General features: G+C 40.0%; 13 protein-coding genes. 11 read left to right on the top strand and 2 right to left on the bottom strand.

Going from position 1 to position 12,956, the window contains the following annotated elements; genetic code table 11:
• The 4 genes from AC438_RS14815 to AC438_RS14805 all read left to right on the top strand — a co-directional run.
• Positions 1-1,170 (top strand): pre-toxin TG domain-containing protein (locus tag AC438_RS14815; RefSeq protein WP_156317101.1); only part of this gene is annotated, 1,170 nt, incomplete at its 5' end.
• Between the two features lie 52 nt (positions 1,171-1,222).
• Positions 1,223-1,372 (top strand): hypothetical protein, encoded by a 150-nt coding sequence (locus tag AC438_RS16880; protein WP_156317100.1) that lies wholly within the window; start codon positions 1,223-1,225, stop codon positions 1,370-1,372.
• Between the two features lie 15 nt (positions 1,373-1,387).
• Positions 1,388-1,753, top strand: a complete 366-nt coding sequence (locus tag AC438_RS14810; protein WP_053982036.1) for an HNH/ENDO VII family nuclease — start codon at positions 1,388-1,390, stop codon at positions 1,751-1,753.
• 19 nt (positions 1,754-1,772) lie between these two features.
• A complete protein-coding gene (locus tag AC438_RS14805; RefSeq protein ID WP_053982035.1) occupies positions 1,773-2,324 on the top strand; it encodes an SMI1/KNR4 family protein in 552 nt (183 codons plus the stop codon).
• Positions 2,325-3,132: 808 nt separating this feature from the next.
• On the opposite strand, the gene AC438_RS14800 is transcribed toward AC438_RS14805, so the two are convergent.
• Positions 3,133-3,525: an ACT domain-containing protein gene (locus tag AC438_RS14800; protein WP_053982034.1), complete on the bottom strand. Its 393-nt coding sequence runs from the start codon at positions 3,523-3,525 to the stop codon at positions 3,133-3,135.
• Between the two features lie 345 nt (positions 3,526-3,870).
• On the opposite strand from AC438_RS14800, the gene zigA reads away from it, so the two are divergent.
• The 7 genes from zigA (at position 3,871) to AC438_RS14765 (ending at position 12,159) form a co-directional block, all read left to right on the top strand.
• On the top strand, positions 3,871-5,136 hold the full coding sequence (gene zigA, locus AC438_RS14795) for a zinc metallochaperone GTPase ZigA (RefSeq protein WP_053982033.1): 1,266 nt from the start codon (positions 3,871-3,873) through the stop codon (positions 5,134-5,136).
• Positions 5,137-5,191: 55 nt separating this feature from the next.
• Entirely contained in the window at positions 5,192-5,800 is a 609-nt protein-coding gene (locus AC438_RS14790) for a DUF1826 domain-containing protein (protein ID WP_053982032.1), read from the top strand.
• A gap of 234 nt (positions 5,801-6,034) precedes the next feature.
• Positions 6,035-8,206, top strand: a complete 2,172-nt coding sequence (locus AC438_RS14785; protein ID WP_238376416.1) for a TonB-dependent siderophore receptor — start codon at positions 6,035-6,037, stop codon at positions 8,204-8,206.
• Positions 8,207-8,208: 2 nt separating this feature from the next.
• Complete coding sequence (locus AC438_RS14780) at positions 8,209-8,919, top strand: ABC transporter ATP-binding protein (RefSeq protein WP_053982031.1); 711 nt, start codon at positions 8,209-8,211, stop codon at positions 8,917-8,919.
• 26 nt (positions 8,920-8,945) lie between these two features.
• Positions 8,946-10,382 (top strand): ABC transporter permease, encoded by a 1,437-nt coding sequence (locus AC438_RS14775; RefSeq protein ID WP_053982030.1) that lies wholly within the window; start codon positions 8,946-8,948, stop codon positions 10,380-10,382.
• Positions 10,379-11,647 (top strand): DUF3526 domain-containing protein, encoded by a 1,269-nt coding sequence (locus AC438_RS14770; RefSeq protein ID WP_053982029.1) that lies wholly within the window; start codon positions 10,379-10,381, stop codon positions 11,645-11,647. Before AC438_RS14775 ends, AC438_RS14770 begins: the two co-directional genes overlap by 4 nt.
• A 296-nt stretch (positions 11,648-11,943) precedes the next feature.
• A complete protein-coding gene (locus AC438_RS14765) occupies positions 11,944-12,159 on the top strand; it encodes a hypothetical protein (protein ID WP_053982028.1) in 216 nt (71 codons plus the stop codon).
• A 91-nt stretch (positions 12,160-12,250) separates the two neighbouring features.
• On the opposite strand, the gene AC438_RS14760 is transcribed toward AC438_RS14765, so the two are convergent.
• On the bottom strand, positions 12,251-12,838 hold the full coding sequence (locus tag AC438_RS14760) for a CPBP family intramembrane glutamic endopeptidase (protein WP_162230761.1): 588 nt from the start codon (positions 12,836-12,838) through the stop codon (positions 12,251-12,253).
• Positions 12,839-12,956 lie beyond the last annotated feature (118 nt).

Here is a 12,956-nt window from a genome sequence, read left to right as displayed (position 1 = left end):
GGTCTCATTAAGCGAGCAAGATCACTGGATAAAAAATATCAAGATAGAGCAAAAGATTATAGAAATGTATTACAGAATATTACCAATAAAGACCTGAATGATATTAAAGCATCTGATATGGAATACATTTCTGAATTATCACGGAAAGTTGAAGCTTTAAAAACTGAAATTAATACTCTACTTGTAGAACGAGATGCTTTACAAGTATCTTTCAATGAAAAATGGACAGCCACAAGCGAAAATCTAAATGGAATTATTAATAGTTTCGGCATTGTGCTTGATGATTTTGATACTTCGTTTGCCTTAAACGTTGATGCATCAGATATTGAGCTTATAGCATTCGCTCAAAATCCTAATTTCAACCCTGAAATTTATAATCAATATGCCAAGAACACCATCAATAGATTAAAACAGTTGAATGCGAACAATGAAAATCGTAATTTTCTAAATCAAGTTAAATTATGGCTTGATACTGCAGCCAACCTAGAAAGCGTTCTAACAGAAAAATCCATCTCTGCACCAGAAGAGTGGAGGGCCTTAAATGATGCATTTGATGAAGTTGAAGATTATATATTTTCTGTTGTAGATCGTAATTTTTGGTTTAAAGACTCTGCGCTTACACTTAGCCAAAAAAATGCATTAATTAAAATTTCCGACGTTAATGCTGCGTTAGCGCTATTAATGGAACGTGACCTTCGAACATATCGCACAATCAACAACACAGCAGAAAAGCAAGATATCTTAACCCTATTAGAGGCCGTCGGTAATGGCCTTAAAGAAGATGAAGCTACCGCTGCAGATGCACCGAAATATAATGATATGCTCAATGGGCTTGCTGAAGCTATAGCTAAAGAATCGGTTTGCTTGGCAAAAACCTTAGCTCTTAGCGATATAGGTGATATCTATGAAGTGACTATTGGTAAAAGTTTATGTACTGGAGAACCGCTTTCAACGAGTGATAGGTTGATCTCTAGCTTAGGTCTTTTCGCTTTTAGTGGACGCTTTTGGCGTGGTGCAGCTAAGGCTGCCGGCCTTGGCGGTGATGCAAAAACTATCATTACCTTAACCCGTAAAATGAAAGATTATGCCAAAGTAATGAAGCTAACACCTGTTGAGCTAGATGATTTTGCACACCGCATGGCAAAGCTTTACCCTTGTAAAAATAAATAAATTTTTATCGCTCTGGCTATCCAGGGCCTACTTATTATTAAGGATATAAACAATGAAAAAAATATTACAGACTTTTACTTTTTTTGCTTTAATGCTTGGCGGTATACTGTCGGCATCTGCCTGCTTTACCGATGACCTAACCGCCGACATGGACCGAATAATCGGCATGGGGGCTAAATTTTTCACCTCCAAAAACTACTGAGAGGTATCTAGCTTAGTGGATGGGCGTCGCGTATTACTTAAAAAAGATCTTAATTTAGGCGTACCTAAGTTAATACGCCAGAAAGGCTTAATTGAACCAGCAAAAAAAATCCTAGATGATGGCGGTACAAATTTAGATTTAATGGCAAAAGGGTATGCTCCTATAGGTGCAGATGGATATCGAATTGAGATACATCATTTGCTTGGTAAAGAACCCGGGCCTGTTGTCGAAATAGAAAGAACACTTCACCAAAAAGAAACAAAAATATTGCATAATATGATTGAAGGTAGCTTTAGGAATAATAAAGAAAAAAGAAAATCATGGAATCGTTTCAGAGAAAATTATTGGAAACGAAGAGCTAAAATATCAAATAACATTTAAACATTAGGATTTATATTTTATGAAAACTGATCGTATCAATAAACTAATTAATGAAAGGAATGAAATTTTCAGAGCTGATTATTTAAAAGAAAATGGGCAGGAAAAATACGATGTAATGATGTCGTTATTTGGAGGTAATATTGTAGATACCTCTGAAAAAGCCTCTGATGATTTCATTGCTTTAATGGAAAAAAAATTAAATGTTACATTTTGCAAGGACTACTGTGATTATCTATTAACTTTTGGTTATATTGATAAGCCGCCAGCAGATAGATATGTTGGCATAAGCAGTGACGATGAAGCGGAGTTTAAAAAAAACAATACGCTGCCACAAATAGTTGAAGACACCCAAGAGTTCATTGAAAACGTTTACAAAAAACCATTAAAGAACACGACTTTACTCTATAACGAACAAGATGAATGGTATGTATTAATGGACCACGATAAGGCAGTAACAGTGCCTTACGATCCTTTTGCAAAAAAAATATACTGGGATAATGCCAAGCCATTAGAAAACTTTTTGTTAGCGGAGCTTGAAATTATTGAAGACAAGTGGCACGATGAAATTTAGCTTATTAATTCATCAAAAATACAGAAGCACGACACTTAAACGGCCCTAGCTGTACAAGTAATAATACTTTGATAATAAAAACCAATACCCATAAGGATATTATAATGCAACACTTCGGACAGTTTTAGGTACCACAATAAGTCCAAAACAGTCATTTAGGCTTTGAGGGAAGAAAAGTAGGATTTTGTAATATCGGTAGGTGTCACGGGTAAATTTTGAGATAATTTGGTTTCTGACATCAAACAACCCACAAGATTTACCCATGACAGATCGAGTAAACACTATTTTCAGTTTAATGCCTAGTATCAATAAGCCTCAACGTGTATTCATGGCTGGCCTGTTCGCGAACACTTACAGAGACAGGCACTCTTTTTATCCCTCTTTTTAATAATCTACTTAGACAGGCATGCTAAAAAGAAAATGACACTTAGTTTTATCGACTATCATGGCGTCACGTTAAAATAATCGCTACTAGCGCATTAATTTAATAAAAAGCATAAATAACCCCAAGTTAATAACTTGGTAAGCACTCGCAAGGACAGGCACTCGCTTTAATAACCTCCAAGCATAAACACTCAAAACTAATATCATTTGGTTTTAACAAACTTACAGATACGTACGTTTAAAACCGACGGGGATTGATTTCTCAGGCCCTTATGCGTCAGGAACGCGTATGGAGTGCCCATGGATGGCTTGAACGCGCCAGAGAAATCTATACGCGGCGGTGCCACATCAAGGCGTGAAATTTCAGATCAACACCTGCAAAAGGCACTTGCAAGGACAGGCAATCATTTTTTAACCTAGCCTATTACCCCAACTCCCTTAACGCCAACAAAGCTGCATCAGCCTTATTGGCTGGCACAAAAATATGATCATGAAAATAAGCGGCTACAACATTGGCGCTAATACCTTTTTCGGTTAATTTAGTCGATACTGCTGCTGTAAGCCCAACCGCCTCTAGGCTAGAGTGCACCATCAATGTAATTTGCCTAAAAACGCCATCAAAAGGCAGGCCCGCAGCGACTGCCTTATCTTTGGGTAATATCAGGGTTAAACCTTCCTGCTCGACAAAAAAAGCCACGGGCTTTAATGGTAGATATTTTTCTGGTGAACCAGAAGTTGTACAAAAAACAAATTCGCCCTGCATTAATTCAGGACTCATCGAGCTCAGTAGCTCATTAAGTGCCGTAACTCCTACCATATCAATCACCTTTATGAGTATTTTTATTATCTAGGCGTACAATACTGAACAATATCAAATAGCACAACCAAGTCAGTCATATCTAAAACGCAAACAATGCAAAGCTCTCATTGTCATCTTGGCGAGTGCACTTCGCATACCGACTCTACAAAAAATGCATGTCTCTAAGACTTTTATCCCAAAAGAGCGTGAAGCGCCTCATCATTTACCCTTCATATCTAAGATAAATCTTGACAAGTGATTCATCAGTGCATGAAAATGATACGGTATATCATATCTACTTAATGCATAAGGCGTATATGCATATAGATTGCATTCACCGGCGATCACACTAACGAGAAAAACATGCAAACAATTACAGATACACAAGGCGCTATTGCACCTAAGCAATGCGGCCGATTACCCGTCACTGTACTTTCTGGCTTTCTTGGTGCCGGTAAAACAACGGTACTCAACCAAATACTGCATAACCGAAGCAGCTACCGGGTGGCTGTCATTGTTAACGATATGAGCGAGGTTAATATTGATGCCGCTAGCATTAAAAACGAAATCACATTAAATCGCAGTGAAGAAAAACTAGTCGAAATGAGTAATGGCTGTATTTGCTGTACCTTACGAGAAGACCTACTCATAGAAGTTCGTAAACTGGCCAAAGAAGGTCGCTTTGATTACTTAATTATTGAATCGACCGGTATTAGTGAGCCACTTCCAGTCGCTGAGACATTTACCTTCACTGATGAAAACGGACAAAGCCTGCACGATGTTGCAGCGCTCGATACGATGGTTACCGTTGTAGATGCTGCAAATTTTTTACATGACTACGATGAAGCCAAATATCTTCAAGAAACAGGCGAGAACCTTGGCGAGGAAGACGAACGAACAATCGCTGACCTGTTAATTGATCAAGTGGAATTTGCTGATGTGATCTTGATTAATAAAATCGATTTAGTCAGCCAAGATGCTGTAGCGCGTATTCAGGCAATTATTGCAACACTAAATCCTGAGGCCACTATTCAGGCTATCGCAAACGGCAAGGTTGAACTTACTCACGTCTTAGGTACAGGAAAATTTAACTTTGAAAAAGCTCAACAATCTCCTGGCTGGCTAAAAGAAATGCGTGGTGAGCATATACCCGAAACACAAGAGTACGGTATTTCGAGCTTTGTTTATCGCGCACGTAAACCGTTTCACCCTCAAAAATTTCATGAATTTTTGCATGATCAAAACCTTGCAGGCAAACTCATTCGCTCTAAAGGTTATTTCTGGCTTGCCTCACGACCCGAATTTGCAGGGCAATGGAACCAAGCTGGCGGTATAGCTCGTTATGGTTTTGCGGGAATGTTCTGGAAGGCCATCCCTAAAAGCAATTGGCCTGACGATGAAGACTATCTCGCATCAATTAAAGACAACTGGGTAGAGCCTTTTGGTGATATGCGACAAGAATTAGTATTTATTGGGCAACGCTTAGATAAGCACGAGGTTTATCGCCGGTTAGATGCCTGCTTATTAACCGACGCGCAATTACTTGCAGGTAAAGAGTACTGGCTCACTCTAGAAGACCCTTTCCCTACTTGGACAGAAGATAACTCACCACAAAGCCTGCCAGGCTAACAGCGCAGCACCTTATAGTAACAGGCTTTTTTTCATTAAACTGAGGCTCTTATCAGTGCTAAAAAAAATAATGAGTTTGGATACTCACCCCAACACTCTAACGGAAATTTATCAACAACATATATCAATGGCCGTATGGCAAAGACAGCTACACAATGATATCAACCAATATGCTCAAATGCTTTTAGCGCAGAGTCCATGTTTTCAGACGCGTTTTATTAGCTCGCCCAAAGATATTACCAAGCAATTAGAAAATGAACTTACATGCAATACACATCGACAAGCATTTATTGATGACGTGGATTTACTGGTTGATATGTTCTCATGTTTATTTGAATTAAAAAAAGTCGGTTTACGTATGGCTGTACTCAATAAAGCTATGTGCCCTAAATTTCATGTTGACCAAGTGCCCTGTCGACTTATTTGCACTTATGCCGGCGTTGCCACGCAATGGCACCATCACGAACATGTACAGCGCTTTGATAGCGGTGGCTTAGAGCCACTTCACGATGCAATGCCTAGCGCCCTACAGACTGGCGACGTGGCTTTATTAAAAGGTGAGACCTGGATAGATAATAAAGGCTATGGGCTTGTACATCGCTCACCCAGCGCAACCAATGACACTCGACGATTATTGCTTACCTTAGATTTTGCCTCTGCATGATACTTTTCAGAAAAATATTTAACCAGAGTGTATCGCCGCCGTAACTTGAGCTGCCTTGTTAATATGCAGTTTATGCAGTGTGTTATTTATACAAGGCATTTCATTAAACTTTATTAACCTATCATTAAATATCTTTAAAAGATATATCGGGCTAACGAATCACACCAAGATCAAGTAATTACTCCTCCCTCATTATTACCTCCCACACAACTATCTTTTGTATTAGGAAAAAATGTGAAAAATCAGTTTACGCAAACGATGTTATTTTGCTGTACTAATCTTTATCTGTTAACGAGTAATCATGCTATTGCTGAAGATAATTTGCCCCAAAAATATAACAACACCCATATTGAAACAATTACCGTTACTGGCGTAAAGCAAGCTTATAAAGGTGACTTTGCAACATTAGAAACGCCTCAATCTGAACTTATTATTGATGATAAATTATTACAATATACGGGGGCACAGGGCTTAACCCAAGCACTAGATCTCTCTGCTTCTGTCGCTCGTCAAAATAATTTTGGCGGGCTTTGGAATAGTTTTGCGATTCGAGGATTTGTAGGCGATGAAAATCTGCCCAGCAATTACTTAGTTAACGGGTTTAATGCTGGCCGTGGCTTTGGCGGTGCTCGTGATCTTTCAGGAATAGAAGCAGTTGAAGTATTAAAAGGGCCCCGAGCGGCACTATTGGGTCGTGGTGAACCCGGTGGCACAATAAACTTAATCACAAAACGGCCAACTTTTGAAACATCAGGTTCACTGAACTTCTCGGCGGGCAGCTTTAATACCTACCGCGCAGATATCGACTATACCACTACAGCCTCTCAAAATATTGCTATGCGATTAGTCGGTTTTTATGAAGATGCGGACAGCTTTAGAGACACCATAGAAACCAATAAACAAGGGCTAAGCCCATCTGTGACTTGGCAGATCAATGACAAAAATCAACTAACCTATGCACTCGAATATAGCCATCAAAGCACACCTTTTGATCGAGGCATTACGGCTGTTAATGGTAACCTCAACGCCCTTCCTATTAGCCGCTTTTTAGGGGAGCCAGGTGACGGGCCAATGGAAGCTGATGTATTGGGGCATCAGCTAGAGTTTCAGCGCAAAATCAGTCAGCACTGGAACCTCTTAGCAGGCTTTAGTTATCGCGATACTAACTTAGAAGGCTTTGCCACAGAAAATGGTTTTTATGGTGGGCGTCAATTTTTACAGCGCGATGGCAAACATTTAACACGTTTTCGTCGATACCGCGACTATAACGCCAATCATCAAGCTTTTCGCGTAGAGGCCAATGGTAGTTTTTTTACGGGTCATATTCAGCACCGCCTCATTGCTGGGTTAGATACTGACGACTTTAAAAATGATCAAGTGTTCTTGCGAGCACGCGGATCAGCTATTGATGACACTCAACCGATTGAAAATGAGCGAATACGATTAGCTACCACCAATCAGATAATCAACGTTTTTAATCCTATTTATGGTGCCTATATACTCCCAGTACCAAGCCCCAATACTGATCGATTAGAACACCAAAAATCACAAGGACTCTTTATTCAAGATCAACTGAGCCTTACCGATAAACTTGATATACGCATCGGTGCCCGTATCGATAAATATCAACAAACCTTGAATAACCGAGCCCTCGATAACCGCTCAACATATACTGATACTCATATCAGCCCTCAGCTAGGGATAGTCTACAAAACTACAGAGTCTTTTTCTTGGTATGCCGTGTATGGCGAAAACTTTCGTCCACTTTCAGGGGCAACCGATGAGAACAATCTCGAGCCCAATCAATCACAGTCTACCGAAACAGGAGTAAAATTTTTACTCAATGGAGGCCAGCTAGAAGCTAATGTCGCTATTTTTAAGGTGGCGCAATCAAACATTTCAACGGTGGATGATGATTTTAATGCGACGGCTATAGGCGAAGCTGAAAGCCAAGGGTTTGAATTTGATCTCAATGGCTATATCACTGATACATTAAGTATTTGGGCATCTTATTCACTAATTAAAGCTGAGACAAAAAATACATTTAAAGACCCTAATTTTGGCACGGAGATTCCCGCAGGTGCCGACCTACTCAATATTCCTAAAAATCAGTTCACGCTACAATTGATTCAAGAGGTTTCTCTTAATGAAAAAACATTATCACTTATTGGCGGCGTAACGTATGTTGACAAGCGAAATGGTTTTTTTAGCGATCAAACATTCAAACTCCCAAGCTATTCCACTTTCCGCCTTGCAGCGCAATATGAGGTTTCTAATTTTCTTGAAATTAGCGCTGAAATACGCAATGCGTTCGATAAAAAATATTATACCAACTCTTTTGCAGATGTATGGGTGCAACCTGGCGCACCCCGTAACGCTCGACTATCAACAACATTTAGGTTTTAATTATGATGATGCTACAAGCCGACTCGCTTCATATCAAACGTGCAAATCGCGCAGCACTCAACGGCATTAACTTTCATGTCAATAGCGGTGAAATTTACGCATTATTAGGAGGTAACGGAGCCGGAAAATCAACCACTTTATTAAGTTTTTTAGGTTTCTTAAAACCCAGTCAAGGCCAAGTACGAGTTAAAGGTATAGAGGTAAAAAGCAACATTGCAGCAGCACGTAAAGTGATGACTTATTTACCAGAATCTGCTTCACTGTACGATCACATGAATGCCTATGAAAATCTAAAGTATTTTTTACAACTAGCAAAACGTCATGTTACAGAGAGTGATATACAACACGCACTGAATAGAGTGTCTTTAAACCAAGATTCTTGGAAAATAAAATTGCGCGACTACTCCAAGGGAATGCGTCAAAAGGTAGCCATTGCTCTTTCCATACTACGAGATACCGATATCCTTTTACTCGATGAGCCCACCTCTGGATTAGATCCAGCAGCCATTGATGAATTTCACGCTCTTATTCGCGACCTCGCTAACAACGGAAAAGCTATTCTCATGGTAACTCATGATGTCTATGGCGCTTGCCAAGTAGCCGAGCGTATCGGCTTGCTACGCGATGGCCAACTTGTTGGAGAATTTAGCTCACACAGTGATGCTCCCATTGACCCTCAAATAGTTCATAGCGCGTTTTTACGTAACAAATAGCCCCCTCATAATTGCTGGCATAGACAATGAAAGAAATAGTATATATTGCCGTAGGCGAACTACGGTATTGGTTACGATCACACCTTGCTCTCGGCGGGTCCTTAGTATTTTTGATGCTCATTAGTATCACGAGTATATTAACTACTGGGCATATAAATGCCGAAAATAACGCAAGAGTTCAACAACAAAAAAATGCCGAAGACACATTTTTAACACAACCCGATCGGCATCCACATCGAATGGTGCACTATGGACACTACGTTTTTCGATCTCCCCCTCCTTTAGCGACCTTCGATCCAGGCCTAGATGCTATAACGGGTCAATCTATATTCTTAGAAGGACATCGTCAAAATACGGCCATGTTTGCAGAATCTGGTGCTAGCGCTGACCTCGGTGGGTTATCATGGTTGTCTCCAGCGCTTGTTTATCAAATTTTTGCTCCATTGATCATCATTTTATTAGGGCATGGCGCAATTGCGCGTGAACGAGAAGCAGCCTTACTAACACCGATTTTATCACTCGGAGTCAGCGGCTACTCACTCGTATTAGGTAAGGCCCTCGCGCTTCTCATTTTTATTATAATAATAATGATCCCTCTTATGGTGACTTGCACGATCGCTGTGTTCAAAGGAGCAGACCCTATAGCTGCAGGATTATTGTTTTGCGTATACTTATTATACTTAATCGTTTGGGGTATCATGACGCTCTGCGTTTCAAGTATTTTACATAAACGCTCCACGGTACTAGCTGTTTTATCCTCTTGTTGGTTTATTTTTAATTTAGCACTTCCTTCGCTTGCGGTAAATTTTGTCACCTATACAACCCCCCTTTCAGGAAAGATTGAAACTGATCTTACCTTACTCGCAGATCTGCACAAAGTCGGTGATGGCCACAACATAAACGATCCTGCATTTGGACAACTACGCGAACAGCTTTTAAAAAAATATAATGCGCAAAGCCTTGCAGATCTTCCAGTAAATTTTCGCGGCATTGTTGCCATTGAAGGCGAGAGAAAATTGACTAATGTTTTAAATAGTTATGCAGCACGTCGTATGGCAGGAGAAACGCAACAGAGTCAACAGCTAGCAAACTACGGCTGGCTAACGCCAACACTCGCTATTACCTTTATATCTCGGTCAATAGCCGGAACGGATCTTGCCAACTATCATCGTTTCCAAAAAGAAGCTGAAGCACTACGATTTTCATTTGTTCAAAAACTCAATCATGCGCATGCAGAGCAGCTTTCTTATAGCGACGATATCCAACGAAATAAAGATGAAGCATCGGGACTTAAGGCGCGAATTAATGCATCAAACTGGAAATCATTAGGCTCTTATCATTTTAAAAAATCCATATTATCAGATCGAGTGAAAAGTGCTTTTTATTCTTTTAACATTTTATTAACATGGTTTTTTGAGATGTGCATTATGTTGTTTTTATGTGCCAGAGGAATCAATTCATGAATCCATTAGAAACACCTTTTATTAAAACAATACGTCGCGAAATAGCCTTTACTGCACGTGATCATACTGTATGGTTTTGGATGATCATTGTTACATGTCTATCTGTGCTTTCAGTCGCTTTTGGTCAAGCCGAAATCAAACATCAACATGTGCAAATACAAAGCTTAGTACAAGCCAATGAAGCTAGTAACACACTTGAATCTTCGAAATGGAATGATTGGGGTAGCGCTGCTTTTTATCATTATCATATGACTTATGATGCACCCTCTGACTTTGCTTTTGCCGCTTTAGGGCAGAGGGACAATCAGCCGTGGAAACATCGAATAAGAATGCTTGCACTTGAAGGACAAATTTATGAGCGCGATGTTAGCAACCCGAGCATTACAATTATTGGCCGGTTTGATTTTTCATTTCTAGCTGCTTTTGTGTTCCCTTTAATACTCATTATGCTGCTCTATGATTTAAGGGCAAGCGAAATTAAAGCAGGGCGTTACCACTTACTCGTATCAAGCGTAAGTCACATTGCCAGTCTCTGGCCATTGCGTACAATATTACGCACCACTGCCGTATTGCTATGCCTTCTTGTACCTATGATTTTTGCTGGTGCAATAAACGGCACGTCGTTGAGCACCTTGCTACAAGCTAGCATCATGGTATTACTATTTACCTTATTTTGGTCTGTAGTGTGCTATATAGTTTCAGCATGGCGTCAATCAAGTGCAATAATTCTAACGACCCTAGTGGGGCTTTGGGTCGTCACTGCGGTGGTGTTACCTGCTGGTGCAAAAGTCGCCATTGATAAGGCTGTACCACTCCCTTCCGGCGCTGATATTTTATTGCATCAGAGAGAGACAGTTAATGATGCTTGGGATATCCCTAAAGAAATCACTATGAATAATTTTTTACAGCGCCACCCCAAATGGGCCAACTACCAACCCAAGCCACCCTCGTTCGATTGGCCTTGGTATTACGCCTTTCAGCAAGTGGGTGATCAGGCAACTGAGAATCTCAGTACCGCTTACCGCAATGGTAGGCTGCAGCGCGATCGTATCGCTGGCTGGGTTTCACTGATTGCACCGTCATCGTTACTTGAGCGATCACTGCAATCATTAGCGAATACAGGCACCGCTGCGAGTATCGATTACGAAGATAGGGTACGCATTTATCATTCTAAACTTCGAGAATTTTATTACCCTAAATTATTTAGACATGAACCCTACGATAAAACGCATCTTAACAAAGTGCCTCGTTTTAACGGCCGTTAAAAACTAAACACCACCGCCCGTATTAACTATTAGCCTTCGGGCATAACCATCGCCTCATGCGCTATTACCTTCACCCTAATAATCCCAAGCTAATAATCTCAAATTATTAGCTTGGGATTATTAGGGTATTTAATTTCTAAGTTAAATTTTTTAATTTAACTTAGAAATGCATCACTTCATAGCGAATAAAAATCCGTTACTAAAAATTAACTATAAAAAGATTTACCATGCAACCTAAAGCTCTAACTGTAGGTCTTGTTGAATAATTATCAGAGATCGAAAGTGAAATCGGTGATGTGATTATTATTGATGGTAAAGTACTTCGTAAAGTTTTTGATAATGCTAATCAGCAGTCAGCCATCTCTATGATGAGTACTTTTGCCGATAATGCTGAAGAAAAAAGCCGAATTATGCGCTCTCACCGGGCTATTGGAAATACTCCTCACCGGGTGTTAAGTGTCGTATTTTATGAATATGATAGTCACATTCGCACTAAAAATACAGCAGGATAGGATGATTCACTGCAATCAATTCTTTCTCAGCGGGCTTAAATTTAAGTGGGGTTACCCTGCCCCACTGCCTGGCTTAACTAAGCGGTACTTTTTATGTGTTTGCTACAAATAGCATTGTAAAGTTAACAATGGCATGCATTAAAAAAGCAGGCCAAAAACTGCGAGATCGATAGCAAATATAGCCCCATATTAAACCCGAAAGAATACAGGATAAAATTTCAATATCTGGTTTACCTAAATGGAGTAAGGTAAATGGAATCATTTGTAATAAAATAGCTCCTTCTTTAAGATTTTTTCTTAACCCTGCTAACAAAAAACCTCTAAAAAAATATTCCCACCCTAAAAGGTAAATTAGCGTAGTACTTACATGTCTTAGCCAATTAACATTAGTTTTTTGGTAGTATTCATTGAGAGCTTGGTCATTTGCGCCGATAAGCATGATAGGAATAGCAGCAGCCAGATAAAGAGCGCTTGCTGGCAACCAAAATCGCCAATCACCAATACCTAGCGCAAGAGCGTCTAATTTATGATGCCCTAGTATAACGAGTAATAAACAAGGTACCACGCCATACATTAAAAGCGATTCATAGTGCGCTTGGGCCCACATGCCGCTTAATACTTGGATGTTGGGCGATTTGACGATAATCATAAGCGTTGTTGCTACAACGATAATACTCATTGCACGCCTATACTCTTGGCAAAAAATAATGCCCGCTTGCAGCTCTTGCTTAAATGTTATGGGCTGGGTTGAATGGAGTTGCATAATAACGTCTTCGAGGTGAGTACTGAGTCAATAA

Source organism: Marinagarivorans algicola (assembly GCF_001292705.1).
Taxonomy (GTDB): Bacteria; Pseudomonadota; Gammaproteobacteria; order Pseudomonadales; family Cellvibrionaceae; genus Marinagarivorans; species Marinagarivorans algicola.
This window is presented reverse-complemented; position numbering and strand designations above follow the sequence as displayed.